Genomic DNA, 26,739 nt, shown 5'->3' with positions numbered 1-26,739 from the left:
AGCCTCCTTTTTCTGTTCCTGACGGTGGTGCAATTAACCGAAATGAATCACTGAGCGAATCGATTTACCGTCGTGCATTAAATCGAATGCGGTGTTGATGTCGTCCAGCCCCATGGTGTGGGTGATGAAATCATTCAGCGGGAACTCGCCTTTCAGGTAACGATCGACAATGCCTGGCAGTTCGCTACGGCCTTTTACGCCGCCGAAAGCGGAACCGCGCCATACGCGACCGGTCACCAGTTGGAACGGACGAGTGGCGATCTCTTCGCCTGCACCTGCTACGCCGATGATGATGGATTCACCCCAGCCTTTATGACAGCACTCTAGCGCGGAACGCATGACATTGACGTTACCGATACATTCGAAGGAGAAGTCCACGCCGCCATCGGTCAGCTCAACGATGACGTCCTGAATCGGCTTATCGTAATCTTTCGGGTTGATCAGATCGGTAGCACCCAGTTTACGTGCCAGTTCGAATTTGCTGGTGTTGAGATCGATACCGATGATGCGTCCGGCACCGGCCATTTGCGCGCCGATAATGGCCGACAAACCAATGCCGCCGAGACCGAAAATCGCAACGGTATCGCCCGCTTTAACTTTGGCGGTATTCAGCACGGCACCCATACCAGTGGTTACGCCGCAGCCCAGCAGGCAAACTTCTTCCAGCGGCGCTTCTTTATTCACTTTCGCCAGCGAAATTTCGGGCACGACGGTGTGCTCTGCGAAGGTGGAGGTGCCCATGTAGTGGAAAATCGGCTGGCCGTTTTTAGAGAAACGGGTAGTGCCGTCTGGCATCAGGCCTTTGCCCTGCGTGGAGCGAATAGCCTGACACAGGTTGGTTTTGCCGGAGCGACAGAATTTACATTCGCCACATTCTGGCGTGTACAGCGGAATCACGTGATCGCCGACGGCAACGCTGGTTACGCCTTCCCCAATGGCTTCCACAATCCCACCGCCTTCATGGCCAAGAATCGCCGGGAATACGCCTTCAGGATCTTTGCCGGACAGGGTATAGGCATCCGTGTGACACACGCCAGTTGCGACGATGCGTACCAGAACTTCACCTTTCTGCGGTGGCATCAGATCCACTTCTTCAACCGACAAGGGTTGGTTGGGACCCCAGGCGATGGCGGCACGGGTTTTAATCATTTGCATGGTGGAGGACTCCTAATGGCATTCCGTTATGGGTTGTAAGTTGAATGATAGGACGTGGCATTCATCACCTTGTCGTCCTGTCTTGAAAATGGTCGCTCAGGGAAGATAAGGGATTATTCCTGCTGAGCGGGTGGTTCAATCATGCTGCTCTGTTCAATAATGAGTTTTTTCAGCGCCTCGACATTAGGGCCGAAGGCGTCACGCCGCCAGACGAGCCACGTGGATGCGGTGGCGATGTCGGGCGGTAATTCATGTACCTGAACACGCGCGCCAGCGGGCAACGATTCAAGGATGGCATATGGGAGCATGGCGAGCCCAGCCCCGCTGGCTACACAGGCAAGCATGGCATGGTATGAGTGGATTTCCATGATAGTGCCGGGTACCACGCCATCCTGCCGGAACCAGTTCTCAAGGCGCTTTCGATAGGAACAGCTGGGGCGGAAAGCAAACAGCGTATCGTGGCTGGCATCTCGCGCATGGCTAATCGGCGCGTGCGTCGTGTCGGATATCAGCACGAGTCGTTCCGTAAAGCATGAACAGCCATTCAGCTCATCGTAGACGACAGGACCATCGACTAACGCGGCAGCCAGCGTTCCCGCGCGCACGCGTTCAATAATTTCCCCGGATGTGCCGGTGTTCAGAGACAGCGACACGTTGGGGTAACGCTGATGGTAAGCCGCTAATAGCGTGGGCAAACGGGTTGCCGCCGTGCTTTCCATCGAGCCTAGCGCGAAATTACCTGCGGGTTCACCCGTGCGCGTCATGCTGATCGCTTCTTCGCTGAGTGCCAGAATGCGCTGCGCATAACATAAGAAATTGTGCCCAATCGGGGACAGACGCAGACGTTGTTTCTCACGGATGAACAGATCGGTACCCAATTCCTGTTCCAACTGGCGTAACCGCGTAGTCAGATTTGAGGGCACCCGGTGAAGCTGTTCCGCGGCGCGTGCGACGGAGCCCGTTTCGGCAACGAGACAGAACATGCGGAGCTGGGTCAAATCCATATCTTTCTCTTTTTGTAATGAACTGGTATTTGATTATTCATTTTTTGTGAAGTGTAGCGGCAAGCTACGCATTTCGCAACAGGCTTAAGCCACTCGGATGTGAAGGCAACGTAAACTCAGCGGCCTGCAACCTTGCCTGAATGATGAAAATGAGGGGCGTAATTATCATCAGGATTAATATTTTGGCTTAGAAAGCGATAAAACGATCCGGCCTGAATTAATAGCACCGTAATCAACTTTATAACTAATAGGGACATATTTTTCTGCGGATGAGATCAGAATGGAAAATAAGAATAATCACAGAAAAATAAAACTGTATTTTGTCCTGGCGCAATAGTGAAGGAGGGGAAATAAATAGATAATTAAAATAAATAGTTAAATGTGTAGATAAATTGTTGTAGCGAAGCAATAGTCAAAAACTATCGCATTTCTTCATTTTGATCGCATTTGTTGATGTAAAAGCGTAAAGTGCCTGTCCAAAGTGCCGATAATGTTAATGTATGGTAGGAATACCTTATCGTTATTGTAAGGAAGTGTGTCTTTTTGTCATTAAAGGAAAATAACTCTAACTAATGAGAGCCTCTGCTCTTCATTAAATGACGTAACACCCGGCGTATTTCCAATTAAAAATGTGCAGCCATGTTGTAGAAAGCGCAGAGGAAAATCGCCAGATAATTTATAGGAGTCTTCTGTGAATTTTTTAAAAAATATCACCATCAGGGCAATGCTTTTAACAATATTAGGCCTGTTTCTGGCTGTATGGGGTGGGGCATCTTTCTTTACCACCACCTCATTAAGCAGCATGACCAAACTATTGGAATCCAGCGAGACTCAGCGTAAAAACGTAGAGATGCTGGTAAAAGGCAATGACCAATATTTTCGTACGGTTACTCGTGTCGTTCGCTCGATGGATTTCCAACAAACGGGTGATGTCGCCGATGCGGAGAAAGTCTTCACGTCTGCAACCGCAGCATTTAAAATCACGTCAGATCAACTGGCTGCATTTAAACGTATTGAACATGTTGGCGTTGATAAAGAAACCGCAGACAATATGATCGCCGCGTGGACCCAGTTACTCGATAACGGGTTGACGCCGATGTTGAACGCTGCGCGTGAGAATCGTCAGGAGGAGTTCCGTCAGCTTTTCCGTAAAACCTATCCGCCGTTGAGCGTGGCATTCGGTGCCAATATGGAGAAATACCAGGCGGCGATCTTTTCCTCGTCAGAGGAGTCAATGAGCGAGGTCTACGGTCTGGTTGGCTGGAGTAATCATATCCTGCTGGGGGCGGCGGTTCTTGGATTGTTAATCCTGCTGCTGACCGATCGCTATCTGGTGCACTATCTGGTTAAGCCGTTGAATATGATCAAAGGGTATTTTCAGGTGCTGGCTGCTGGGCAGCTTAACCACCCGATTGACGAGTTTGGTCGTAACTGTGCTGGGCAGCTGATTCCTTATCTGAAAGAGATGCAGGGCAGTCTGGTTAATACGGTATCCATTATCCGCGACAGCTCGGCATCGATTCATCAGGGCTCCAGCGAAATTAAAAGCGGCAATAACGATTTGTCCGCGCGCACCGAGCAGCAGGCTGCGGCACTGGAACAAACGGCCGCCAGCATGGAAGAGCTGAGCGCGACGGTGAAACAGAATGCCGATAACGTCCATCAGGCGACCAAGCTGGCGCAGGACGCTTCTGTTGCGGCGAAGAAAGGGGGCGACGTCACAGCCGATGTGATGGCGACGATGGCAAGCATTACGACCAGCTCGAAGAAAATTGCTGATATCACCAGCGTGATTAACGGCATTGCCTTCCAGACCAACATTCTGGCGTTGAACGCGGCGGTGGAAGCGGCCAGAGCCGGTGAACAAGGGCGTGGTTTTGCGGTAGTTGCAGGCGAAGTTCGTAATCTGGCGCAGCGCAGTGCTCAGGCGGCGAAAGAAATTGAAAGCCTGATTACGGAATCGGTTGAACGTATCAATACGGGGTCAAATCAGGTTACACAAACCGGTGAAGCGATGGATTCCATCATTTCTGCGATTACCCGGGTGAACGATCTGATGGGTGAAATCGCCTCGGCGTCGGATGAGCAGAGCCGCGGTATTACGCAAATTGGTCAGGCGGTGACCGAAATGGATGGTGTGACACAACAGAACTCCGCGCTGGTGCAGGAGTCTGCTGCCGCTGCTGCCTCGCTGGAAGATCAGGCTCGCCAGTTGACCGAGGCTGTATCGGTATTCCAGCTGTCGGCCGCAGAGGCGCATCGTCGCCCTCAGCAGCGTCTGGCGGAGAGCGCGTCAGCGGTGGAGAAGCCGATGCTATTAGCGGCTGCTGGCGGTAAAAAAGGTAATGCTAACGACAACTGGGAAACCTTCTGATAATCGCACGACACGCGGCGTCAGCGCGCTGATGACCGCAAAAATCAGGTGATTTATTGCTAAAAGCACTGGGAGATGTTCCCGGTGCTTTTTTGTTTATCACGGAACATGTATGACTGAATCGTGGTTTTTCTGTGCGCAAGATATGCCCCTCGTTGCGGCACACAGGCGCACCTGCTACGCGTGATAACCTGAATCTATTTCAACAATCATGACATACAATCACTGGATAATCGCGACTCTCTCAACTAGAGTGTTGACGGCGCTAGGGTATGATCAAGGCCATGATAGTGCGATAGGCATAGTTACACCTGCAGGAGAATAATAATGTCATCACTAAGTAAAGAAGCCGTTATGGTGCACGAAGCACTGCTGGCACGCGGTCTGGAAACGCCGCTGCGCGGGGCGTTGTTGGATCGGGATACGCGTAAGCAACGTATTGCCGAGCATATGACGGAAATTATGAATTTGCTGAGTCTCGATCTGAGCGATGACAGCCTGGCTGAAACACCGACTCGTATCGCTAAAATGTACGTTGATGAAATATTCTCCGGCTTGGACTACGCCAATTTCCCTAAAATCACCATCATTGAAAACAAAATGAAGGTCGATGAAATGGTTACCGTGCGCGACATTACGCTGACCAGCACCTGCGAACACCATTTCGTGACGATCGATGGGAAAGCGACGGTGGCGTATATTCCGAAAGATGGCGTCATTGGTTTGTCGAAGCTCAACCGCATCGTCCAGTTTTTCTCTCAGCGGCCTCAGGTGCAGGAACGCTTAACTCAGCAGATTTTAGTCGCGCTGCAAACGCTGTTGGGTACCAATAACGTTGCGGTTTCGATTGATGCGGTGCATTACTGCGTGAAGGCGCGCGGTATTCGTGATGCGACCAGCGCCACGACCACGACATCGCTCGGCGGGCTGTTTAAATCCAGCCAGAACACACGTCAGGAATTCCTGCGCGCGGTTCGCCACCATAATTAAGCCTGTTTTATTGGCGATGATGAAGGGAATACCCTCGTCATCGCCACATCGGCCATTGTCAAATCAGCAAGCATCTTCGCTTTTTTCCTTTCTGTGCATACAATCGCTACTTCGATGATTTGAAAATGTAATTTGTATGCCTTCTCACACTGTACCATCACCTCATTCGCCACCTTCGCGGCCACCTTCACGGATAGCTACGCTAGATTTCGCACGCGGCGTCGCCATTCTGGGTATTTTACTGCTGAATATTACGGCGTTTGGTTTACCGCATGCGGCATACCTCAATCCAGCCTGGCAAGGAGAAGCCACGTTGTCCGATACTTTGACGTGGGCGGCGATGGATCTGCTGGCGCAGGCAAAATTCCTGACGCTGTTTTCTCTCCTTTTTGGCGCGGGGCTACAGCTACTGCTGCCGCGGGGGAAACGCTGGGTACATGCTCGTCTGTTCTGGCTGATGATCATCGGGCTGATTCATGCCATTTTCCTGTGGGATGGCGACATTTTGCTCGACTATGCGCTGATAGGGCTGGTGTGTTACGGCATGATTCGCCATGCGGAAAGTAGCCAGTTGCTAATGCGTACAGGGGCGGTTCTGTATCTGGTGGGTATCGGCGTGCTGTTTGTACTGAGCCAGATTCTGAGCCTGCAACCGGGGAGATTCTGGCTACCGGGTATGGCGGATATCACCTACGAGGCTTATTGGCGGGCGTTAGGCGGGCCGGAAGCGTGGATCAACCGCGTCGATTTGCTCACGGAAAGCCTGCTGTCGCTGGGCGTGCAGTACGGCTGGCTGCTGGCGGGATCGATGCTATTAGGCGCCGGGTTGATGCGCAGTGGCTGGCTGAAAGGGGAATTCAGCACAGCGCACTATCGTAAGGTGGCACTGTGGTTGATTTCACTGGGCGTGGCGATTAACAGCATTGGCGTGGTGGGGCAGTGGCTGGTGGACTGGGAATATCGCTGGAGCGGGCTGTTATTGCAAATTCCGCGCGAGCTGAGTTCACCCTTGCAGGCGATAGGCTATCTGGCGCTGTGCTACGGTTTTTGGGGGACGCTGTGCCAATGGCGCATCACGTACTGGATTACAGATGTCGGGCGTATGGCGTTAACCAACTATTTGCTGCAAACGCTGATTTGCGTGGTGTTGTTTAACCAGCTTGGTCTGTTTATGGCCTTCAGCCGTCTGCAACTGTTAGCGCTGGTTCCCATTATCTGGATCGCCAATCTGGTCATTTCTCACTACTGGCTGCGCTATTTCCGTCAGGGGCCGCTGGAATGGCTATGGCGCAAACTCACCAATGCGGTAGGGAAAACCGAATAGAAAAAACCTTACGGTGCGGCCTGCTCGTGGTGAGGTTCGGATTCGGACTCGGTTTTTGCCGGTTGCTCCGGTTTAGCCTGATGCGCTGGCGCAGGAAGCACCTGTTCCGGCAGGACGGCAGGATAATCCGGGGCATCTTCTGGAATGGTATGTTCTGCGGGAATCGGCACCTGCGGCCCTAAAAAGCGTGGCTCGCGTTTGAGGATATACAGATCGAACAGCGCGCCCAGACGAGCGCCAAATTCACGAACCCGCACGGTCATCATATTTTTGGGCGAAGGCACGGCATAACACTGCGCCTGAATGCCGAGGTGCAGTGCGATGAATAGTGCGCGTTCGCAGTGGAAACGCTGGGTGATAATGGTGAAATCGTTGGTATCAAACACCTTACGTGTTCTGACGATAGAATCCAGGGTGCGGAATCCCGCATAGTCCAGCACGATATCCGAAGGTGGAACGCCTGCGGCGATCAAATCGCGACGCATCGTCATCGGTTCATTGTAGCTTTGCAGTGCGTTATCACCGCTGAGGAGCAGATAGCTGACTTTACCGCTGTTGTAAGCGTTAATCGTCCCTTGCATACGGAACAGGTAATACTGATTGATCACACCGGTACGGTAGTATTTCGCCGTCCCCAATACGACGCCAACCTGACGCTTCGGCAAGGTCTGAAGTTCATCGTAAATAAATGGCGCGGTTTTCCAACTGATCCAACGATCGAGGGCAAAAGCAGAGAGCAGCAGCACGCCAATGAGGGCTAACAAACCGAATGTCAGGCGTTTCCACATGCTTATGCCTCGGGCAAGGCTAGTCGACTAATCATGCCTCAAGGCTACTTTACCTGACAGGGTGACGCAAGACGAAGGCGAGGAACGGGTGGTTTATTGATTGAATTTTCAGCGTTAGGGTGAGGGGCGTGAAAATAACACGCCAGCCTTTCGGGCAGAAAAGCTGGCGTGATGGGTAATACTGGTTACTTAGCCCGTTGTTAGGGGAAACACAGGGGGAGGTTCCCGCAGGGAGGCCTCACCCCTGTGGCCGCCCCGTGTATCTCGATCCTCAAACGATCGGTATTAGGCGTAATGGGCGCGTTAAACTCGGCTACCCCACAGATCGTATTCGTCTGCGTGTTCAACTTTGACCTTAACGATATCACCGACTTTCACGCCAGTTTCACCGTTCAGGTAAACCGCGCCGTCGATTTCAGGAGCATCGGCCATGCTGCGGCCAATCGCGCCTTCTTCGTCGATTTCATCAATCAGTACCAGCACTTCACGACCAATTTTATCCTGCAAACGCTGGGCGGAGATCGCCTGTTGAAGCTGCATGAAACGGTGGAAACGTTCTTCTTTGACCTCTTCCGGCACCTGATCCGGCAATGCATTTGCCGCAGCACCTTCGACCGGGCTGAATTTAAAGCAGCCCACGCGATCGAGTTTGGCTTCTTTCAGGAAGTCGAGCAGCATCTGGAAATCTTCTTCCGTCTCGCCGGGGAAACCGACAATGAAGGTAGAACGCAGCGTTAAGTCTGGGCAGATTTCGCGCCAGCGCTTAATACGCTCCAGCGTTCTTTCGACTGCGCCAGGGCGCTTCATCAGCTTGAGAATTTTCGGGCTGGCGTGCTGGAGCGGGATGTCCAGGTAAGGCAGGATTTTGCCTTCCGCCATTAATGGGATCACATCGTCTACATGTGGGTAAGGGTAGACATAATGCAGGCGCACCCACACGCCTAGCGACGCCAGTTGCTCACACAGGCTGACCATGCTGGTTTTGACAGGTTGCCCGTTCCAAAAACCGGTACGTTGCTTCACATCTGCGCCGTACGCAGATGTGTCCTGAGAAATCACCAGCAGCTCTTTTACGCCGGCATCAACCAGACGTTTCGCTTCATCCAGCACCGAACCGATTGGGCGGCTATCCAAATCGCCACGCATAGATGGGATGATGCAGAATGTGCAGCGGTGGTCACAGCCTTCTGAAATTTTCAGATACGCGTAATGGCGTGGCGTGAGTTTCACGCCCTGCTCAGGGACTAAACTGGTAAACGGGTTGTGCGTCGGTTTAGGAACATATTGATGTACGTGCGACAGCACCTGCTCGTAGCTATGCGGACCGGTAATTTCCAGCACTTTTGGATGCACTTCGCGTATTTGATTTTCTTTGGCACCCAGACAGCCTGTGACGATAACTTTACCGTTCTCATTCAGCGCTTCGCCGATTGCTTCCAGCGACTCTTGTACGGCGCTGTCAATAAAACCACAGGTATTGACGATCACCAGTTCAGCGTCGTCATAGCGGGGGACGACCTGATAACCTTCAGTACGCAGTTCGGTCAGAATCCTCTCGGAGTCGACGAGGTTTTTCGGGCAACCGAGGGAAACAAAGCCGATACGTGGTTGTTGCATATTATTCGCTCACAAAATAAACAGAAAATAAAAACCGGAGGATTCTACACCATAGTTGATTATCCTTATAGTCAGTGGTGTAAAACTCAGCATTTTATCGCTGTGGTGATGATGGTTTTTGTGGAAGGCACTTCGCAAAGAGGGGCTAAATAGTAAATGCACGCAGAACGTTATGGTATACTTTTTCATCATTACCATGAGTCAGGAGGCATGATGGTACAGCGAATTAAAATCGTGCGTAAGCATCAGCGTAAAAGCAAAATTGATGATAATCGGACCTTAATGCAGGTCGGAGCCCGTGCCTCAAAGCAGGCGATCAAAGAAGCGTTGGATTCCGGTGTATCAATCGCTTATATCAAAGATGGCTGGTTGGTCAGTCAAGCACCTGATGGTACGCTCTCAGAAATTAAACCCGTGGACGGTCAACCGACAATTAAGCTTAGGGAGCTGCTTTGCCGAGCTTGAGACTGGTTGCAGGCCCGAATGGTTCGGGCAAAACAACGTTGACTAAAGAATTGAGAGAAACGTATGCCGTTCCTTTGGGGCAGTACCTTAACCCCGATGATATCGCAAAGCATATTGATCTCCCTACGTTGCTGGGGGAAACGGTCGATAAAGCACTATTGTCCGATGAATCAGCTGCTAGGCTGGCACAGAGAATTTCCTTAGGTTTGAGAGAGGACTGGATTCGCGATCGGCTTTCTTTTACCTATGAGTCTGTGATGAGTCACAAAAGTCATCTCGACTTTGTAAAAGCGGCAAGAGAAAGCGGTTATAAACCCTATCTTTATTATGTCTGTACGTCAGATCCAGAACTCAACGAGGAACGAATCACTCAGCGTGTTGCATTAGGCGGGCATAGTGTGCCGAAGGATAAGGTCTTCGGGCGTTATCAGCGTAGCTTGATTTATCTCTCCGAGATGATTCGACTCTGTCATCGTGCTTATTTTTTCGATAATTCAACGACGACGCTGACGTTTCTTGGTGAGGTCACGCCGGATGGTTTTCTTGATATCGTCGAGGAATCGTTTGATAACGTGCAACCTGTATGGTTGTACAAAAATGTGATGACGTCGTGGGATGCAAACAAAATCAGGATGATTCAGCCGAGATAATCCAATTTATCATTTCCGCCGCTTTAGCTACTGGTGTCTTTGAATTTCTTCAATAAATGTAAACCCTGCCCCGTTTTTTTGCACAAACATCGTCTGCCGCCTAAATTTACAGGACTTTTGTTGGATGGAGACAACGCTATGTCCTATTGCCCCATGCCTCGCAATTCTGCTTCACACACCCGGTTACGACGATTTTCTGCTGCGCCTCATTGGCTGCTGCTTAGCGTGACGCTGCTGTTTTCCAGCCAGCTAGTAGCGGCGGAACCGAAGGTGACGGAATTGCAGGATAAGCTGGACCACCCGTGGTCATTAGCGTTTTTACCGGAGAATCAGGGGATTCTGATTACAGAACGTGCCGGACATTTACGCTTGTGGAAAGCGGGGAGCGCGCTGTCTGCGCCGATCGCTGGCGTCCCGAAGGTTTTCGCTAAATCACAAGGTGGATTACTGGAAGTCGCGCTATCGCCGGACTTCGCGCAGAATCGACGCATCTACCTGAGCTTTGCCGAAGAGGGGAACGAGGGTAAAGCGGGAACCGCGGTCGGCTACGGTAAACTGTCCGAGGATAATAAGCGGTTAGAGAATTTTACGGTCTTCTTCCGGCAGGAACCGAAGCTGTCGACGGGTAACCACTTCGGCGGCAAGCTGGCTTTTGATCAACAAGGGCATCTGTTTATCGCGCTGGGTGAAAATAACGAGCGTCCGACCGCACAGGATCTGGATAAGCTACAAGGCAAGATTGTTCGCCTGACGGTGGAGGGCAAAGTACCGTCCGATAATCCGTTTGTGAACACGCCTAATGCGCGGCCGGAAATCTGGTCCTATGGACACCGTAACCCACAAGGATTGGCGATTAATCCGTGGTCTGGCGTGCTGTGGGAAAATGAACACGGCCCGAAAGGTGGCGATGAAATCAACATCCCCAAAGCGGGAGCAAATTACGGCTGGCCGATTGCGACACACGGCATTAACTATTCCGGGTTGAAGATTCCAGAAGCGAAAGGAAAAGAGATCGCAGGGATGGCGAACCCTGATTTCTATTGGGAAAAATCGCCGGGCATCAGCGGCATGGCCTTTTATAACAGCGATCGTTTCCCACAGTGGAAAAACTCAGTGTTTATCGGTGCGCTGGCAGAGAAGAACCTGATTCGTCTGACGCTTGATGGCGACAAAGTCGCTTCACAAGAGCGCTTGCTGAGCGATCGCGGTGAACGTATTCGCGATGTGAGGTTGGGGCCTGACGGCTACCTCTATTTGCTGACCGATCACGACAATGGCAAATTACTGAAAGTCGGACTGGAGTGAGCAATCAGGCACCTTGCGGTGCCTGTTTCACTTAAGACAGCGGAATCATGACGTGCTTCTGATAAGCCGGGCGTTCGGTGAGTTGCTGATACCAGCGTTCCAGATGCGGATGCGACTGCTGTTTAATCGGCATATTCAGCCAGCCGTAGACAATACAGCCGAGCGGAATATCGCCAACGCCAAACTGTTCGCCGGATAGCCACGGCTGATTAGCCAGAACGGTATCGACAATATCGAACAGGCGTTCGCATTCGGCGATGCCTTTCTGTACTAAGGCCATATCGCGTTTTTCCGGCGCGACGCGCACCATATTGATGAACACCGGCCCGAAGGAGACGGCGAGGGCGTTTGCCCAATCCATCCACTTTTCGGCACTGGCGCGTTTGCCTGCATCGGCGAGATACAGCGAATCCTGCCCATACTGCGCCGCCAGATAACGTACGATGGTGTTGGATTCCCACAGCACCAGATCGCCGTCTCGCAAACACGGGATGAGGCCATTCGGGTTCATCGCCAGATAATCGGCTTCATGGTTAAGACCGAATTGTCCACCCGCCGCAATATGCTGATAAGGCAGCGCCAATTCTTCCGCACACCACAGAACCTTCTTTACGTTGGTCGAGTTATCACGACCCCAAATCGTTATCATACCTGCCCCTCTTTCTTCGTGAAGCCTGCCCCGGTCATCCGCGACAGCCGATGAGAAATAATGATATGCCTTTTTAGTCTTTATGATTTAACTTGTCATTCTTAATAATGACAGCAAGTTACACTCAGACAGGAAAGTTACACAATGAAATTGACGCATTCTGTTCGCGCCGTGCTGGGCATCACACTGCTTGCTGCCGGTATGCAACTGGCGATGGCCAGCAGCGATCCACAGACGATCACATTTGGCGTGGCGCCGGGGCCGTATGGCGATATGGTGAATCTGGCGATCAAACCTGAGCTGGTGAAGAAAGGCTACAAGGTCGTCGTGCGTGAATTCAGTGATTACGTTCAGCCCAATCTGGCGTTGGCTAATGGCAGCATCGATGCCAACCTTTTCCAGCATACGCTGTATCTGGAAAAATTCGCTGCTGATAAAGGGCTAAAAATTTCCCCGTTGATTACCGTGCCGACGGCCAGCATGGGCTTCTACTCGAAGAAGATCAAATCGCTGGATGAGTTGAAGAAAGGGGATGTCGTTACGCTCTCTAACGACGCCACCAATCTGGCGCGCGGCCTGCGCTTCTTACAATCGATGGGGCTGATTACGATTAAGGCGGACATCGATCCGACCAAGGCTTCGGAGAAGGATATTCTGGAAAACCCACGCGGGTTGGTCTTCAAACCGATGGAGGCGGCGCAACTGCCCCGCACGCTGGATAGCGTGACGGCCTCGCTGGTGAACGGTAACTTCGCACTGGCGTCCGGTCTGAAACTGTCATCGGCTATCAAGCTGGAAACGCTGGATGAGAACCTGAAGAACATTATTGCCGTGCGTACCGACGATCTCGATAAGCCCTTTGTTAAAGATACCAAAGCGATTGTGGAAGGACCTGCGTATGCCGCAGTGATCAACGATCCGGCATTGATGTATAGCCAGTTCCAAAAGCCGGAGTGGATGCAGGCGAAAACGCCAGCGCTCGCACCGTAAGCGTCAGGTTTGCACAGCATGCTATTTGGCCGGTCTATGACCGGCTTTCTTCTTTTCCGCTCAGGCCAGGAGTTTGCGGATAATGATTCAGTTAGAAGGGGTAAGCGTTGACTTCTCTCATGGGAAGCAGCCAGAAAACCGCGCGGTAGACAACGTGTCGCTGCACATCCAGCGCGGAGAGGTTTACGGTATTGTCGGCACCAGCGGTGCGGGAAAAAGCACGCTGCTGCGGACCATCAATCTCTTACAACGTCCGACGTCAGGCCGTGTGCTCGTCAACGGTGTGCTCATCAGCAAACTGTCTGGGCAGCTTCTGCGAGATCAGCGGCAAAAAATCGGCATGATCTTTCAGCATTTCAACCTGATGCAGACGCGCACGGTGGCGGAAAACGTGGCGTTTAGCCTAAAAGCCGCCGGTAAATCCAACGCGGATATCACAGCACGCGTGCCGGAAATTCTGAATCTGGTGGGGCTAGCGGATAAAGCATCATCTTATCCGGCACAGCTCAGCGGTGGTCAGAAACAGCGTGTAGGGATTGCCCGAGCGATTGCTAACGATCCCGAAGTGTTGCTGTGCGATGAACCAACGTCGGCGCTCGATCTGGAAACCTCCGCTGCTATTCTGGCGCTGTTGAAAGAGATTAACGACAAACTGGGCATTACTATCGTACTGATTTCTCATGAAATGAGCGTGATTAAAGCCGTTTGCGATCGAGTGGCGGTGATGACGGGCGGTCGGGTGGTGGAAGAAGGCGATGTTTTCGATATCTTTGCGACGCCACAGCATGCATTTACCCGCCAGTTGGTTTCCCACACGCTCGATTTGGCGCTGCCGCCACGCTTGCTGAAGGATTTGCAGGGCACATTATTAAAGATTCTATTCGTCGGCGAATCGGCGGAGCAACCCGTGCTGTCGGATGTCGCGACGCGCTTTGGTGTGTCCGTGAATATCCTGCACGGTAAGATCGAATACATCGGCAATCGTGCGCTAGGTATCCTCGTGGCGCTATTGACGCATCCATCCGACCCCGTAAAAGTGGCGGAAGCGGTGGAACATATTCAGGTAAGAACGGCGAACGTGGAGGTGCTGCATGGCTGATTTATGGATCGATCTGATCGCGGCATTCGGCGAAACGTTCCAGATGGTAGGGATTTCCACGCTGCTTGCCGTCATCGGCGGTTTGCCACTGGGGCTACTGATTTACGTCACGGACAGGAATCTGTTCTGGCAAAACCGCGCCGTCTATCTGTTTGGCACCGTGCTGGTGAATATTATTCGCTCTATTCCCTTCGTGATCCTGCTGGTCTTGCTGCTACCGCTGACGCAGTTTCTCTTGGGAAATACAATTGGACCCGTGGCAGCGGCGGTGCCGATGTCAGTGGCGGCGATCGCGTTCTATGCGCGGCTGGTGGATAGCGCGCTGCGTGAAATCGATCCCGGTATCGTGGAGGCGGCAGAAGCATTTGGAGCCAGCCCGATGCGTATTATCGGCACGGTGTTACTGCCAGAGGCGAAAGCAGGATTATTGCGCGGCCTGACGATTACGCTGGTGAGTCTTATCGGTTATTCAGCGATGGCGGGTATCGTCGGCGGCGGCGGCGTGGGGGATCTGGCGATCCGCTTCGGCTATTACCGCTATGAAACCGAGGTGATGGTGATCACCGTTGTTGCATTGGTCATTCTGGTGCAGGTGGTACAAACACTGGGCGACTGGTTGTCAAAGCGTGCGGATAAGCGCGAACGCCGCTAAGGCTTTTCATCTATGGGCACGAGGGCGGGGCTACACTGCCATGTTCCTCGTGCCATCCGTTATTTCCTCTGATTGTTCGATTGCTTGCATTTTCAGATATTCCTTATTTCCCCTAAGTCCTTTTTGTATCAGCATTTTTTTAGAAGCTTTCATTTCTTTGACTATCTTTACAGAAGGAGCGGTTTTCATCCCAGAGATGACGCGTTACCTTTATATGTTACTAAAGTTTTCAAAACATATTGAAAATTAAGAATTTTTAACGACTGATGGACATTGCGGCGAACTCATGAAAACAACCCCTTTCCTGACCAGACTCACGTCTTTCTCTGTAGGTGCGGTATTGCTTGTTGGTGTGGTGCCATTCACCTATGCGGAACAGATGCCTGCGGTGCCGCAAATCGACGCCAAAGCCTTTATCCTGATGGATTACCACAGCGGTAAGGTGTTGGCGGAAAGCAATGCTGATGAGCGTCTTGATCCTGCCAGCCTGACAAAAATCATGGCGAGCTATGTCATTGGACAGGCGATTAAATCCGGTAAAATTAGTCCGACGGATGAAGTGACCGTCGGAAAGGATGCCTGGGCAACTGGCAACCCAGCGCTACGTGGCTCGTCACTGATGTTCCTTAAGCCGGGTGACCGTATCCCCGTTTCTGAGTTAAATAAAGGGATTGTCATTCAGTCTGGTAACGATGCCAGCATTGCGCTGGCGGATTACGTCGCAGGCAGTCAGGATGCGTTTGTCAGCCTGATGAATAATTATGTGAAGGCGCTTAACCTGACAAATACGCATTTCCTTACCGTGCACGGGCTTGATGCCACAGGGCAGTACAGCACCGCACGTGATATGGCTCTGTTAGGCCAGGCGTTGATTCGCGACGTGCCGGAAGAGTATGCGTTGCACAAAGAAAAAGAATTCACCTTCAATAACATCCGCCAGCCTAACCGCAACCGTCTGCTGTGGAGCACTAACCTGAATGTGGACGGTGTGAAAACTGGCCACACCAACGGCGCGGGACACAATCTGGTCGCCTCGGCAACGGAAGGCAATATGCGTCTGATTTCCGTGGTGCTGGGGGCGCAAACGGATGCCATTCGCTTCCGTGAAAGTGAAAAGCTGCTTACCTGGGGCTTCCGCTTTTTTGAAACGGTAACACCTATCAAGGCGGATGCACCGTTTACCACGCAGCGGGTCTGGTTTGGTACCGAGAAAGAAGCGCGACTTGGCGTCGCACAGGATGCTGCGCTGACCATCCCGAAAGGGCAGATGAAGAACCTGAAAGCCAGCTTTACGCTCAATCAACCACAGCTTTCCGCACCGCTAACCAAGAATCAGGTTGTCGGCACCATCGATTTTCAACTGGATGGCAAAAGCATCGGGCAGCGCGAACTGGTGGCGATGGATGATATCCCCGAGGCCGGTTTCTTTAGCCGCCTCTGGGATACAGTGATGATGAAGGTTCAACAGTGGTTCGGCGGACTATTCGGTTAAGCGTCTATTCCATTAGTGCTACCAATAACGCCTACCAGGACAGACTCTACTCTCCTGGGTGGATTAACTGAATGCCGTTGTTGGAAAAGTAACGTAAGTAGGTTTCGGCCGGGGCGCTGTCGGAAATGACCGTATCAAACAGCGTCATCGGGCCGATACAGGCGCGTTTGATCTGGCCGAACTTGCTGCTGTCCGCCACGATAATGATTCGCTGTGCGGTCGCCATTGCGCGCTGTTTCATACCCAGCTCGGCAAAGTTAAAGCAGGTGGCGCCCGCGTTAAGCTCGATACCTGCTGCTGAGATAAACGCTTTATTCGGGCAGATGTTGTCCAACTCGCTGCGCTGGTTGAGCGGGGTGAAAATTGCGTTATCGTGATGATATTCCCCACCGCATAAAATCACTCTGCACGCCTTTTTGTCCTGTAGTGCCAAAAAGGTATTCAGGGAATAGCAAATTGCGGTAAAAGGCAGTTCATCAGGAATGGCATCAATGATGAAAGGAATCGTGGTACCACAGTCGAAAAAAACGGTATCGTTTGCTTCCACGAGATACGCAGCCGCCGCGCCGATAGCCTGCTTTTCCCTTACCTGTTTGGTCTGCTGGTCGGAGACAAAATAGTTTGTGACGCCGTTATTTTTCAGGTCACTCACGACGTAGCCGCCGAGCAGCATAATGCTGGTGGAATCTGCATTCAGATCGCGGCGCACCGTCATTTCGGACACGCCGAGTAGTTGTGCGGCGTCCTTCAGATGGAGTTTATCGGTTTTCTTTAATGCCTGAGCCAGTCTGCCGATTCGTTCGTCGCGCCGCGTTTCCATAAAATTCCCAGCTCGTAAGCTATTTTTGTTGTTAGTAGTTCCCTGCTGCGGCAGCTTCACCTGAAACGATAGCAACGCCTGAGCTGGTGCCGATACGCGTGGCGCCTGCTTCAATCATACGCTGTGCCGTTTGGCGATCGCGAACCGCGCCGGATGCTTTGACACCCATCTCGCTGCCGACGGTGCTACGCATCAGTCGAACGTGTTCTTCGCGCGCGCCGCCGGTGCTGAAACCGGTAGACGTTTTGACGAACGCGACATCCAACTGACGACACATTTCACACACCAGTACGATCTGCTCGTCATTAAGCAGACAGGTTTCCAATATTACCTTCAACGGTATAGCGGCGCAAACCTCACGCACGGCCTGAATATCCGCTTTGACGGCGTCAATCTTCCCGCTTTTCAACCAGCCGACATTAATCACCATGTCGATCTCCTGAGCACCGGCATCAATCGCCGCTTTGGCTTCAAAAGCCTTGCTGGCAGTCAGGCCTGCACCGAGAGGGAAACCGATGACAGAGCACACCTGAACGTCAGTGCCTTGCAGCTTTTCGGCGACTAAGGGAACGTAACCTGAATTCACACAAACGGCATAAAAACGGTGTGCGACCGCTTCATCACACAGCGTGATGATTTGCTGTTCGGTGGCATTGGCGGCCAGCAGTGTGTGGTCGATATAGCGTGCGTAGTCAGTCATGGTAAATCCTCGGTGGTATCGATAAAAAATCAGTGGTGCGATTATGACACTCAATGATCAAAATGTCACAAAAATAACAATAAAATTAAACTTTGTTATTTTAATAACAAAAAATGAAGTGAATGTGATAGCGAATGTGTGAAAAGTGAGAAGAGGAGGTGTTTTGGCTAACGTAGCGCGGAAAAGAAAACGCCCATCGTTCTTGAACCTGAAAGGCGGGAACGATGGGCTCCTCAATAAGGGGAATCAAAGAAAAGCAGTGGCACTTATTCAGACTTTAGGGAAAAGAAAAAGTTCTCGCTTTTCTGGAAAATATTGACGATTTTTTACATTTTTTCAGCCGGGTAATTCAGGCCAGATAATCACGATAAGTGAACCCGCTAATGTCAGCAGCACGTTGGCGATCGCATAGGTGCCCGCATAGCCGAGCGCAGGGATGTTACTGCGAGCCGTATCGCTGATAATTTCCATGGCGGGTGCACAGGTTCGCGCGCCCATCATCGCGCCAAACAGTAGCGCCCGGTTCATTTTCAGTACATAGGCGCCGAACAGGAAACAAATCACCACGGGTACCAGACTGACAATGAGCCCCGAGGCCAGCATCTGGATACCGACGTCTCCCAGACTGCTGTTGATTGTGCTACCTGCACTCAGGCCGACACCAGCCATGAAGACCATCAGGCCAAATTCTTTGACCATATTGAGCGCGCCTTGCGGAATATAGCCGAAGGTCGGGTGGTTAGCGCGCAGGAACCCCAGCATGATACCGGCGAACAGCAATCCGGCTGCGTTACCGATACCAAAGGTGAAGTTGCTGAATTGGATGGTGATCAGTCCGACCATGATACCGATAACGAAAAAAGCGCAGAAAGCCAGCAGATCGGTAACCTGGCTGTGAATAGAAATAAACCCGATTCTGTCAGCAATGCTTTTTACCCGACGGGCGTCGCCGCTGACCTGCAAGACATCCCCCTTATTCAGCACGACGCTATCGTCAATCGGCATTTCAATCTGGCTGCGGACAATACGGTTCAGGAAACAGCCGTGATCGGTCAGCTTCAATTGGCTAAGGCGCTTGCCAACGGCATTGTGGTTCTTGACGACGATCTCTTCCGTCACGATGCGCATGTCCAGCAAATCGCGATCGAAGACTTCCTTACCGTCGCGGAAATTGGAGTTCAAGCGGGAATGCGAGTCTGGATAGCCGACTAGCGCGATCTCATCGCCGATTTGTAAAACGGCATCACCGTCGGGACTGGCCAGAATGCCGTTGCGTCGAATGCGCTCAATGTAGCAACCCGTTTGGCGATAGATCCCCAACTCGCGCAAATTCTTGCCTGCCGCCCAGTCAACCAGCTCTGGCCCGACGCGATAGGCGCGAATCACTGGCAGATAGACTTTTCTCTGGCTGTCTGCGTCCAGCCCGCGCTCACGTGCAATCTGCTGTGCGCTGGTGGGCAGGTCCTGATGTTGGAGTTTGGGCAGATAGCGTGCGCCAAAAATGAGGCTGACCAGCCCGACCAGATAGGTCAGCGCATAGCCCAGGCTCAGGTGATCTTGCTCAATACCGAGCTGGTTTCCCATACTGGCGGTGTTGCGCAGCGTGTCGCCCGCGCCGACCAGCACCGGCGTTGATGTCATGGAACCGGCCAGCATCCCCGCCGTCAGGCCAATTCCCCAGCCAAAGAGTTTACCTAAACCCAGCGCCAGTAGCATGGCGCTACCGACCATCACCAGCGCCAGCATGAAATAATTTTTCCCGTCGCGGAAGAAAATAGAAAAGAAATTGGGTCCTGCCTCCACTCCCACGCAAAAAATAAATAACATAAAACCGAGGCTCAGTGCTTCGGTATTAATCGAAAAATGTTGTTGGCCGAGTAATAAAGAAACAACTAAAACGCCAATAGAATTACCGAGTTGTACTGGCCCGAGGCGCAATTTCCCCAGACAGAGCCCTAATGAAAGAACCACAAATAAAAGCAGAATGTAATTCCCATTTAACAAATCAGCGACGTTTATATTCATGGAATGTAACTTGTTGTTTACCAGTAAGTTCTTGATGTTATTCATTATAGCGGCTAGATTTAGCCATGAAATGCATGAATTCCCGTGACGGTATCAATACGCGTCAGCTGAAAGGAATCAGCCTCGTTCAGTATAATTTATCCGATAAAAATTGTTCAGTGTAATTATTGTTTAATTTAATGATTGTGGTGTCGCTGTTAAAGAAATGTGGCGGGTTATTGTCTTTTTCTGCGGACAACCTGCGCGTCGAATAAATCGTAGCGAAGCCTCATGTTTTTCATATCGGGGAATAGAGATACCCATCACTTTTACCATACCGCATGTTTTCTCTCATGTTTCGGTATCTGGTTGATGCAGGTTGGGAGGCATATTGAAAGAGGGCGATTTATGGCAAAAAATAAAGGTTGGGTGGGCGCGACCTGCTGTTTTCTCTTGTTCACCGTAGTATTCCTGAGCCAAAAAATTGAGGTCTCGGATGTTGCGGTGAATGATGGGCTGCGTGGCAGTCCGGGGATGCTGCTTTTTCTGCTACCCGGCATGATAGCCTGTTTTCTTTCCGCGCGCCGCCGCTTGCTTTACCCGCTGTGTGGCGCGCTGGCGGCGATGCCCGTATGCTTACTGGTACTTCACCTGTGGAATACGCCGATGCGCTCTTTCTGGCAAGAGCTGGCCTACGTGATGAGTGCGGTCTTTTGGTGTGTGCTGGGTGCGCTGGGTGTGTTGTGCTTACGCGGTCTTTATCGACGCTATCTTCGCTAAGAGCCTATCTCATTGCCATAAAAAAGCGCGGACTTTCGCCGCGCTATTGTCCTACCAGCTCGATGATTATGACTGGAACAGAGCCAGATGCGCTTTGGCATAGGCTTCAAAATCGGTGCAGCCGCCGATGTGTTTTTCATCAAGGAAAATCTGCGGCACGGTTTCAACCGGCTTTCCTACCGTCTTGGACAAATCTTCTTTCGAGATGCCTTCTGCATGGATGTCTACATAGCGGAAGCTGAAGTCATCACGTTGCTCGGCCAGTTTTTCTGCCAGTTCTTTCGCACGGACACAATAAGGGCAAGCGGGGCGCCCGAAAATTACAGCGAACATGTAAACTCCTTTGTAAAATTAGAAAATGTTCTCATTCTTGAAACGTATAGCGTGACGCCTGTTGCAGACAAGGTCACGGCTAAAAGTGTTACGGTTAATGAGGTTACTGCGAATCGCGTTACTATACCGACATTTATCAATACTATGCCCGCATTCATTGATGAAAAAAAGTAGTCATTACCTGTTACAACGATTTGCTACGCCGATTAGACTGTGGGGTAATGCAGCCTCCACCTGAGCTACGATATACTCCCTTCATACTTCAAACTGCATGTACGATGTACTTTACCGACTGAAGGATGCCAGTGTGACACCAACCATTGATTTGCTACAGCGCCACCGTTCTATTCGCGCGTTTACGTCTCAGGCAGTAACGGATGAGCAACGCCACGCCATTATTACCTCCGCACAAAGCGCGTCCAGCTCCAGCTTTTTACAATGCAGCTCCATTATCCGTATTACCGATCCTGCCGTGCGTGAAACGCTGGTTCACTATACCGGCGAGCAAGGCTATGTGGCGCAGGCCGCGGAATTTTGGGTCTTCTGTGCTGATTTCCACCGCCATGTGGCGATCTTTCCACAGGCAGAAACCGGGCTGGCCGAGCAGTTGCTGATTGGCTGTGTCGATACCGCCCTCATGGCGCAGAATGCGCTGGTCGCCGCAGAGTCGCTGGGGTTGGGTGGGGTATTTATTGGTGGAATCCGTAATCGAATTGCTGATGTGACACAGTTGCTGCAATTGCCGCCGTTGGTTATGCCATTATTTGGCCTGTGTCTGGGGCACCCGGATGCGGAACCGATGCTGAAACCGCGCATGCCAACCGCCATGATGCTGCATGAAAATGTCTATCAGCCGCTCGATCGCGATGTACTGGCGCAATACGACCAGCAAATGGTGGAATATTATCTGCAACGTACCGGTAGTCGCCGCGAGAGCTGGAGTGATCACGTCGAACGGACGCTGAAAAAAGAGTTACGTCCATTCATGCTGGACTACTTACATCAACAAGGATGGGCGATACGCTAGTATCTGTAGGATATTTATGAAGATAGCCATTCTGTCTCGTGATGGGGCGTTATATTCCTGCAAACGTCTGCGTGAAGCGGCTGAGGCGCGCAAGCACAGCGTTGAGATTATTGATCCACTTTCCTGCTACATGAATATCAATTCAGCGGCGCCGTCGGTGCATTACCGTGGGCGTCGGCTGGATAAATATGACGCGGTCATTCCGCGTATCGGTTCACAGATCACGTTTTATGGCACGGCGGTATTGCGCCAGTTTGAAATGCTGGGAAGCTACCCGCTGAATAATTCTGTGGCGGTCATTCGCGCCCGCGACAAACTGCATTCGCTACAGTTGCTTGCCCGCGAAGGCATTGATCTGCCGATTACCGGTTTTGCCCACTCGCCGGATGATACCGGTGACCTGATCGCGATGGTAGGCGGCGCGCCGCTGGTCGTAAAACTGGTGGAAGGCACGCAGGGGATTGGTGTGGTATTGGCCGAGACGCGTCAGGCATCGGAAAGCGTGATTGATGCCTTTCGCGGGTTGAATGCGCATATTCTGGTGCAGGAATATGTACGTGAAGCGCAGGGTAAAGATATCCGCTGTCTTGTGATCGGCAATCGAGTCGTTGCAGCGATTGAACGGCAGGCGAAAGCGGGGGAATTCCGTTCAAACCTGCATCGTGGCGGATCGGCGAATAACGTGAAAATTACGGCGCAGGAGCGAGCCATCGCTATCAAGGCGACGAAAACACTGGGGCTGAATGTCGCAGGCGTTGATATTTTGCGCGCCGACCGGGGGCCACTGGTGATGGAAGTCAATGCTTCGCCGGGGCTGGAAGGGATTGAAACGACGACCGGGTTTGATATTGCTGGCATGATGATTGAATTTATTGAGCAAAATACTCAGAGGCGCTTCGCAACATCGGCAACCATAAGTAAAAGTTAGCTTTCTGAAACAGGGGTTGCGCCGTAAAATACGGCGTTCCCCATTGACGTGTGGGCATCGTGCCACGGCGCTATTCAACACATCGCTGCGCAGTGGAATGAGGAAAGCGGTGATGGCGCGCTTTTATCATGGCATCGGCGTGCAATATTCCGTAAGCTATGGGCCGTTTTTAACGCTGTTTCTGTTTTACGGCAGCTTCTGTTTTACGTTTTAACATCGCTCCCGCGTGAGTGGTGCTTTCTTTTCAACAACGCTGTTTTTACGGCGACAGGTATGAGGCAAACATGATGGATTCACTCATCGTCCCGGATTTGGCTATGCTACGGCGGTGGCTGGATCAACTGAATATTCTGTATTTCGAATGTGACTCCTGTCAGGCGCTCCATCTTCCTCATATGCAAAATTTTGATGGCGTGTTCGATGCGAAAGTTGATCTGGTTGATAACGTGATTCTGTTTTCCGCACTTGCCGAAGTGAAGCCCAGCGCATTGATTCCTCTGGTCGGCGATCTCAGCCAAATCAACGCCAGTTCGTTGACCGTTAAGGCGTTTATCGATGTTCAGGACGATAACCTGCCGAAGCTGATTGTCTGCCAGTCATTCAGCGTGGCCGCTGGCATGACATTGGAACAGTTCCGACATTTCATGCAGCAGTCCGAAGAACAAATCTCAATGGTGATCCTCGAGGCCGGTGCTAATAATCTGCTGTTTATCGGCGAGGAAGAAGAGGGCTCTGCTGTCAGAGTCACAACCTCACATCTGCATTGATACGGTTGCTGCCAAAGGCAGCAATTGGTTTTACTTATTTTCCTCTCACCGACACTTATTCTGGTTATTTCGCATTATTGCCAGATATTTCTCTTTGTTTGCCGCTAAATGCCTTCATCACATCGATAAAATGTGAATAAATAATCGTTAAAACCCATTTTTTACGTTCAAGTATGGTGCATAGGATGTTGTGGGGTTATGCTTTATTCCTGTAAGACACGGACAGCTGAATCAGGGCTATGTCTGTGTTTGAGCGAATAAAAATCGGTGCATACTCATTCACCGATTGGATAGCGCGGCAGGACATATTTTGTATCGGAACGATACAGGCTCATTTCCATGAATCACCCCCTTATATGGAGGAAGGAACGGATGTTCACCCAACGTAAAAAATGGCTATCGGGTGTTGTTACCGGCTTGCTGATGGCCGCGTCCGTCACCGCATCTGCGGAAGAGAAAACGCTGCATGTTTATAACTGGTCCGATTATATCGCGCCGGACACGTTAGCCAATTTCCAGAAAGAAACCGGCATTAAAGTCGTCTATGACGTGTTTGATTCTAACGAAGTGTTGGAAGGCAAGCTCATGGCGGGCAGCACGGGTTTTGATCTGGTGGTGCCTTCTGCCAGCTTCCTGGAGCGCCAGCTCTCTGCGGGAGTCTTTCAGCCATTAGACAAGAGTAAGTTACCGAATTACAAAAATCTGGATCCTGATCTGATGAAGCTGATTGCGCAGCACGATCCAGAGAATAAATATGCCCTGCCTTACCTGTGGGCGACCACGGGCATCGGCTATAACGTTGAGAAAGTCAAAGCGGCGCTGGGTGCCGATGCACCGGTTAACAGCTGGGATCTGGTTCTGAAACCAGAGAACCTGGAAAAACTGAAAAGCTGCGGCGTCTCCTTCCTGGATGCACCGGAAGAGATCTTTGCAACCGTGCTGAATTATCAGGGTAAAGACCCAAACAGCACCAAACCGGGTGATTACACCACGTCTGCGACCGACCTGCTGCTGAAACTGCGTCCGAGCATTCGCTATTTCCATTCATCGCAGTACATCAACGACTTGGCAAACGGCGATATCTGCGTCGCAGTCGGCTGGGCGGGCGATATCCTGCAGGCAGGAAACCGTGCGAAAGAAGCGAAGAACGGGGTGAATATCCAATACAGCATTCCGAAAGAAGGTGCGTTGGCATTCTTTGATGTCCTCGCTATTCCAAAAGATGCTAAAAATCTGGATGAAGCCTATGCGTTTCTGGATTACCTGATGAAGCCGGAAGTGATGGCGGGAATCAGTAACCATGTGTATTACGCGAGCGGTAATCTGGCATCCTTGCCGTTGGTGAACGCAGAGATTCGTAATAACCCGGGCGTTTATCCGCCGGCGGATGTGCGTGCCAAACTGTTTACGCTTAAGGTGCAATCTCCTCAGATTGACCGTACTCGTACACGTGCATGGACTAAGGTTAAAAGCGGCAAATAGCCTTTTGGATTTGAATGATTACCCAAGCGCTTGAGGGTGCTGGTTTCAGCAACCAAAGAATGGATGGGTATTAATGTGGCAAAGAACAGGCGGTGTTACCGCCTGTTTGCGCTCTATATTGTGTCACACCGCTGAATGTAAAAAGCGCCGAAGGGCGGCATCAGCGGTGTGGCTTGTTCTGCTTTTGCCGGAGAGCAATGCGAAGTGAATGACGCGATCCCCCGCCCTCAATCAAAACCTCAAAAAGCGGCCACGCCGCTGCTGGAAGTGCGTAACCTGACGAAATCGTTCGATGGTCAGGCCGCTGTCGATGATGTCAGCCTGACGATTTATAAAGGCGAAATTTTTGCTCTGCTGGGTGCATCTGGCTGTGGGAAATCCACGCTGCTGCGCATGCTGGCGGGTTTTGAGCTCCCCACGCAGGGGCAGATTGTTCTGGATGGTCAGGATTTGTCACTGGTGCCGCCTTACCAGCGCCCTATCAATATGATGTTCCAGTCTTATGCGCTGTTCCCACACATGACGGTGGAAAAGAATATCGCGTTTGGTCTGAAGCAGGACAAGCTACCGCGTGCAGAAATTAAAGACCGTGTAGAAGAGATGCTGTCGCTGGTGCATATGCAAGAATTCGCCAATCGTAAACCGCATCAGCTTTCCGGCGGTCAGCGTCAACGTGTGGCGCTGGCACGTAGTCTGGCGAAGCGTCCCAAACTGCTGCTGCTGGACGAACCGATGGGCGCGTTGGACAAGAAACTGCGCGATCGCATGCAGCTCGAGGTTGTCGATATTCTGGAACGCGTGGGCGTGACCTGCGTGATGGTGACGCACGATCAGGAAGAAGCCATGACCATGGCGGGTCGTATCGCCATTATGAATCGCGGTAAATTCGTACAGATTGGCGAACCGGAAGAGATTTATGAGCACCCGAACACGCGTTTCAGCGCGGAGTTCATCGGTTCGGTCAATATGTTTGAAGGGATCTTGCAGGAACGTCAGGACGATGCGCTGATCATCAAAAGCCCTGGGCTGGTGCATCCGCTGAAGGTGGATTCGGATGTCTCGGTGGTGGATGGCGTTCCGGTCTACATCGCGTTGCGTCCAGAGAAAATCATGCTGTGTGAAGAGGTTCCAGCCGACGGCTGTAACTTCGCGGTAGGGGAAGTGGTGCATATCGCCTATCTGGGCGACCTGTCTATTTACCACGTCAGGCTCAACAGCGGGCAAACCATCAGCGCGCAGTTACAAAATGCTTACCGCTATCGCAAAGGCGCACCGACCTGGGGAGATGAGGTCCGGCTGTGTTGGGATGCGGATAGCTGTGTGGTTCTGACGGTGTAGTGAGGA

Annotated in this window: 25 protein-coding genes; 16 read left to right on the top strand and 9 right to left on the bottom strand. The window is 51.6% G+C overall.

Features of this window, described 5'->3' with window-relative positions; all coding sequences use genetic code 11:
• Window positions 1-33: 33 nt before the first annotated feature.
• A complete protein-coding gene (locus WCT94_RS10465) occupies window positions 34-1,155 on the bottom strand; it encodes an S-(hydroxymethyl)glutathione dehydrogenase/class III alcohol dehydrogenase (RefSeq protein WP_336869511.1) in 1,122 nt (373 codons plus the stop codon).
• 113 nt (window positions 1,156-1,268) lie between these two features.
• Window positions 1,269-2,159, bottom strand: a complete 891-nt coding sequence (ptrR, locus tag WCT94_RS10460; protein ID WP_336869510.1) for a putrescine utilization regulator PtrR — start codon at window positions 2,157-2,159, stop codon at window positions 1,269-1,271.
• 691 nt (window positions 2,160-2,850) lie between these two features.
• Here ptrR and WCT94_RS10455 point away from each other — a divergent pair.
• The 3 genes from WCT94_RS10455 to yeiB all read left to right on the top strand — a co-directional run bounded on the left by WCT94_RS10455 (window position 2,851) and on the right by yeiB (window position 6,847).
• Window positions 2,851-4,533, top strand: a complete 1,683-nt coding sequence (locus tag WCT94_RS10455; RefSeq protein ID WP_336869509.1) for a methyl-accepting chemotaxis protein — start codon at window positions 2,851-2,853, stop codon at window positions 4,531-4,533.
• Window positions 4,534-4,860: 327 nt separating this feature from the next.
• Complete coding sequence (gene folE / locus WCT94_RS10450; protein ID WP_005967317.1) at window positions 4,861-5,523, top strand: GTP cyclohydrolase I FolE; 663 nt, start codon at window positions 4,861-4,863, stop codon at window positions 5,521-5,523.
• A 136-nt stretch (window positions 5,524-5,659) separates the two neighbouring features.
• Window positions 5,660-6,847 (top strand): DUF418 domain-containing protein YeiB, encoded by a 1,188-nt coding sequence (gene yeiB / locus WCT94_RS10445; RefSeq protein WP_336869508.1) that lies wholly within the window; start codon window positions 5,660-5,662, stop codon window positions 6,845-6,847.
• 8 nt (window positions 6,848-6,855) lie between these two features.
• Here the strand turns inward: yeiB and sanA are convergent, their stop codons facing one another.
• Both sanA and rimO read right to left on the bottom strand, forming a co-directional pair.
• Window positions 6,856-7,635 (bottom strand): outer membrane permeability protein SanA, encoded by a 780-nt coding sequence (gene sanA, locus WCT94_RS10440; RefSeq protein ID WP_336869507.1) that lies wholly within the window; start codon window positions 7,633-7,635, stop codon window positions 6,856-6,858.
• A 303-nt stretch (window positions 7,636-7,938) separates the two neighbouring features.
• On the bottom strand, window positions 7,939-9,252 hold the full coding sequence (gene rimO / locus WCT94_RS10435) for a 30S ribosomal protein S12 methylthiotransferase RimO (protein ID WP_182099586.1): 1,314 nt from the start codon (window positions 9,250-9,252) through the stop codon (window positions 7,939-7,941).
• A 156-nt stretch (window positions 9,253-9,408) separates the two neighbouring features.
• On the opposite strand from rimO, the gene WCT94_RS10430 reads away from it, so the two are divergent.
• From WCT94_RS10430 to WCT94_RS10420, 3 genes are all read left to right on the top strand, one after another.
• Window positions 9,409-9,717, top strand: coding sequence for a hypothetical protein (locus WCT94_RS10430; protein ID WP_336869505.1), 309 nt, complete (start codon window positions 9,409-9,411; stop codon window positions 9,715-9,717).
• Window positions 9,705-10,367: a zeta toxin family protein gene (locus tag WCT94_RS10425; protein WP_336869504.1), complete on the top strand. Its 663-nt coding sequence runs from the start codon at window positions 9,705-9,707 to the stop codon at window positions 10,365-10,367. The genes WCT94_RS10430 and WCT94_RS10425 overlap by 13 nt, the downstream gene beginning before the upstream one ends.
• Before the next feature lie 138 nt (window positions 10,368-10,505).
• On the top strand, window positions 10,506-11,672 hold the full coding sequence (locus WCT94_RS10420) for a PQQ-dependent sugar dehydrogenase (protein WP_336869503.1): 1,167 nt from the start codon (window positions 10,506-10,508) through the stop codon (window positions 11,670-11,672).
• Between the two features lie 31 nt (window positions 11,673-11,703).
• Here the strand turns inward: WCT94_RS10420 and WCT94_RS10415 are convergent, their stop codons facing one another.
• On the bottom strand, window positions 11,704-12,321 hold the full coding sequence (locus WCT94_RS10415; protein WP_336869501.1) for a glutathione S-transferase family protein: 618 nt from the start codon (window positions 12,319-12,321) through the stop codon (window positions 11,704-11,706).
• A gap of 144 nt (window positions 12,322-12,465) precedes the next feature.
• On the opposite strand from WCT94_RS10415, the gene WCT94_RS10410 reads away from it, so the two are divergent.
• The 4 genes from WCT94_RS10410 (at window position 12,466) to WCT94_RS10395 (ending at window position 16,554) form a co-directional block, all read left to right on the top strand.
• A complete protein-coding gene (locus tag WCT94_RS10410; protein WP_336869500.1) occupies window positions 12,466-13,311 on the top strand; it encodes a MetQ/NlpA family ABC transporter substrate-binding protein in 846 nt (281 codons plus the stop codon).
• A gap of 82 nt (window positions 13,312-13,393) precedes the next feature.
• Window positions 13,394-14,410 (top strand): methionine ABC transporter ATP-binding protein, encoded by a 1,017-nt coding sequence (locus tag WCT94_RS10405; RefSeq protein WP_336869499.1) that lies wholly within the window; start codon window positions 13,394-13,396, stop codon window positions 14,408-14,410.
• Window positions 14,403-15,062 carry a methionine ABC transporter permease gene (locus WCT94_RS10400; RefSeq protein WP_336869498.1) on the top strand — a complete coding sequence of 220 codons (660 nt, stop codon included), beginning with the start codon at window positions 14,403-14,405 and terminating at the stop codon, window positions 15,060-15,062. The genes WCT94_RS10405 and WCT94_RS10400 overlap by 8 nt, the downstream gene beginning before the upstream one ends.
• Window positions 15,063-15,348: 286 nt before the next feature.
• Entirely contained in the window at window positions 15,349-16,554 is a 1,206-nt protein-coding gene (locus WCT94_RS10395; protein ID WP_336711527.1) for a serine hydrolase, read from the top strand.
• A gap of 46 nt (window positions 16,555-16,600) precedes the next feature.
• On the opposite strand, the gene deoR is transcribed toward WCT94_RS10395, so the two are convergent.
• From deoR to WCT94_RS10380, 3 genes are all read right to left on the bottom strand, one after another.
• On the bottom strand, window positions 16,601-17,374 hold the full coding sequence (gene deoR / locus WCT94_RS10390) for a DNA-binding transcriptional repressor DeoR (RefSeq protein WP_336869496.1): 774 nt from the start codon (window positions 17,372-17,374) through the stop codon (window positions 16,601-16,603).
• A 31-nt stretch (window positions 17,375-17,405) separates the two neighbouring features.
• Window positions 17,406-18,074, bottom strand: coding sequence for a deoxyribose-phosphate aldolase (gene deoC / locus WCT94_RS10385; RefSeq protein ID WP_336869494.1), 669 nt, complete (start codon window positions 18,072-18,074; stop codon window positions 17,406-17,408).
• Between the two features lie 336 nt (window positions 18,075-18,410).
• Window positions 18,411-20,099 (bottom strand): aspartate:alanine antiporter, encoded by a 1,689-nt coding sequence (locus WCT94_RS10380; RefSeq protein ID WP_336869492.1) that lies wholly within the window; start codon window positions 20,097-20,099, stop codon window positions 18,411-18,413.
• A gap of 387 nt (window positions 20,100-20,486) precedes the next feature.
• Between WCT94_RS10380 and WCT94_RS10375 the strand changes: the two genes are divergently transcribed.
• Complete coding sequence (locus WCT94_RS10375) at window positions 20,487-20,858, top strand: inner membrane protein YbjM (protein WP_336869490.1); 372 nt, start codon at window positions 20,487-20,489, stop codon at window positions 20,856-20,858.
• A 66-nt stretch (window positions 20,859-20,924) separates the two neighbouring features.
• On the opposite strand, the gene WCT94_RS10370 is transcribed toward WCT94_RS10375, so the two are convergent.
• On the bottom strand, window positions 20,925-21,191 hold the full coding sequence (locus WCT94_RS10370) for a GrxA family glutaredoxin (RefSeq protein WP_198998781.1): 267 nt from the start codon (window positions 21,189-21,191) through the stop codon (window positions 20,925-20,927).
• A gap of 307 nt (window positions 21,192-21,498) precedes the next feature.
• On the opposite strand from WCT94_RS10370, the gene nfsA reads away from it, so the two are divergent.
• The 5 genes from nfsA (at window position 21,499) to potG (ending at window position 26,733) form a co-directional block, all read left to right on the top strand.
• Window positions 21,499-22,218 carry an oxygen-insensitive NADPH nitroreductase gene (gene nfsA, locus WCT94_RS10365; RefSeq protein WP_336869487.1) on the top strand — a complete coding sequence of 240 codons (720 nt, stop codon included), beginning with the start codon at window positions 21,499-21,501 and terminating at the stop codon, window positions 22,216-22,218.
• Between the two features lie 16 nt (window positions 22,219-22,234).
• Window positions 22,235-23,146 carry a 30S ribosomal protein S6--L-glutamate ligase gene (gene rimK / locus WCT94_RS10360; RefSeq protein ID WP_336869485.1) on the top strand — a complete coding sequence of 304 codons (912 nt, stop codon included), beginning with the start codon at window positions 22,235-22,237 and terminating at the stop codon, window positions 23,144-23,146.
• A 287-nt stretch (window positions 23,147-23,433) separates the two neighbouring features.
• Entirely contained in the window at window positions 23,434-23,913 is a 480-nt protein-coding gene (locus WCT94_RS10355; protein WP_015839949.1) for a YbjN domain-containing protein, read from the top strand.
• A 372-nt stretch (window positions 23,914-24,285) separates the two neighbouring features.
• Window positions 24,286-25,395 (top strand): spermidine/putrescine ABC transporter substrate-binding protein PotF, encoded by a 1,110-nt coding sequence (potF, locus tag WCT94_RS10350; protein ID WP_180741282.1) that lies wholly within the window; start codon window positions 24,286-24,288, stop codon window positions 25,393-25,395.
• Between the two features lie 204 nt (window positions 25,396-25,599).
• A complete protein-coding gene (potG, locus tag WCT94_RS10345; RefSeq protein WP_181829136.1) occupies window positions 25,600-26,733 on the top strand; it encodes a putrescine ABC transporter ATP-binding subunit PotG in 1,134 nt (377 codons plus the stop codon).
• Window positions 26,734-26,739: the final 6 nt, after the last annotated feature.

It is taken from the genome of Pectobacterium sp. 1950-15 (genome assembly GCF_037136835.1).
Classification (GTDB): Bacteria; Pseudomonadota; Gammaproteobacteria; order Enterobacterales; family Enterobacteriaceae; genus Pectobacterium.
Note: the sequence above shows the minus strand (reverse complement) of the source record. Positions and strands in the feature narration are given on the sequence as shown.

Coding starts and splice junctions, on each gene's coding strand:
- rimK (WP_336869485.1), top strand. CDS start 22,235: ATGAAGATAGCCATTCTGTCTCGTGATGGGGCGTTATATTCCTGCAAA.
- WCT94_RS10395 (WP_336711527.1), top strand. CDS start 15,349: ATGAAAACAACCCCTTTCCTGACCAGACTCACGTCTTTCTCTGTAGGT.
- sanA (WP_336869507.1), bottom strand. CDS start 7,635: ATGTGGAAACGCCTGACATTCGGTTTGTTAGCCCTCATTGGCGTGCTG.
- rimO (WP_182099586.1), bottom strand. CDS start 9,252: ATGCAACAACCACGTATCGGCTTTGTTTCCCTCGGTTGCCCGAAAAAC.
- potF (WP_180741282.1), top strand. CDS start 24,286: ATGTTCACCCAACGTAAAAAATGGCTATCGGGTGTTGTTACCGGCTTG.
- WCT94_RS10355 (WP_015839949.1), top strand. CDS start 23,434: ATGGATTCACTCATCGTCCCGGATTTGGCTATGCTACGGCGGTGGCTG.
- WCT94_RS10420 (WP_336869503.1), top strand. CDS start 10,506: ATGTCCTATTGCCCCATGCCTCGCAATTCTGCTTCACACACCCGGTTA.
- WCT94_RS10370 (WP_198998781.1), bottom strand. CDS start 21,191: ATGTTCGCTGTAATTTTCGGGCGCCCCGCTTGCCCTTATTGTGTCCGT.
- WCT94_RS10380 (WP_336869492.1), bottom strand. CDS start 20,099: ATGAATATAAACGTCGCTGATTTGTTAAATGGGAATTACATTCTGCTT.
- WCT94_RS10400 (WP_336869498.1), top strand. CDS start 14,403: ATGGCTGATTTATGGATCGATCTGATCGCGGCATTCGGCGAAACGTTC.
- WCT94_RS10415 (WP_336869501.1), bottom strand. CDS start 12,321: ATGATAACGATTTGGGGTCGTGATAACTCGACCAACGTAAAGAAGGTT.
- WCT94_RS10465 (WP_336869511.1), bottom strand. CDS start 1,155: ATGCAAATGATTAAAACCCGTGCCGCCATCGCCTGGGGTCCCAACCAA.
- deoC (WP_336869494.1), bottom strand. CDS start 18,074: ATGACTGACTACGCACGCTATATCGACCACACACTGCTGGCCGCCAAT.
- yeiB (WP_336869508.1), top strand. CDS start 5,660: ATGCCTTCTCACACTGTACCATCACCTCATTCGCCACCTTCGCGGCCA.
- WCT94_RS10405 (WP_336869499.1), top strand. CDS start 13,394: ATGATTCAGTTAGAAGGGGTAAGCGTTGACTTCTCTCATGGGAAGCAG.
- WCT94_RS10410 (WP_336869500.1), top strand. CDS start 12,466: ATGAAATTGACGCATTCTGTTCGCGCCGTGCTGGGCATCACACTGCTT.
- deoR (WP_336869496.1), bottom strand. CDS start 17,374: ATGGAAACGCGGCGCGACGAACGAATCGGCAGACTGGCTCAGGCATTA.
- folE (WP_005967317.1), top strand. CDS start 4,861: ATGTCATCACTAAGTAAAGAAGCCGTTATGGTGCACGAAGCACTGCTG.
- ptrR (WP_336869510.1), bottom strand. CDS start 2,159: ATGGATTTGACCCAGCTCCGCATGTTCTGTCTCGTTGCCGAAACGGGC.
- WCT94_RS10375 (WP_336869490.1), top strand. CDS start 20,487: ATGGCAAAAAATAAAGGTTGGGTGGGCGCGACCTGCTGTTTTCTCTTG.
- WCT94_RS10430 (WP_336869505.1), top strand. CDS start 9,409: ATGCACGCAGAACGTTATGGTATACTTTTTCATCATTACCATGAGTCA.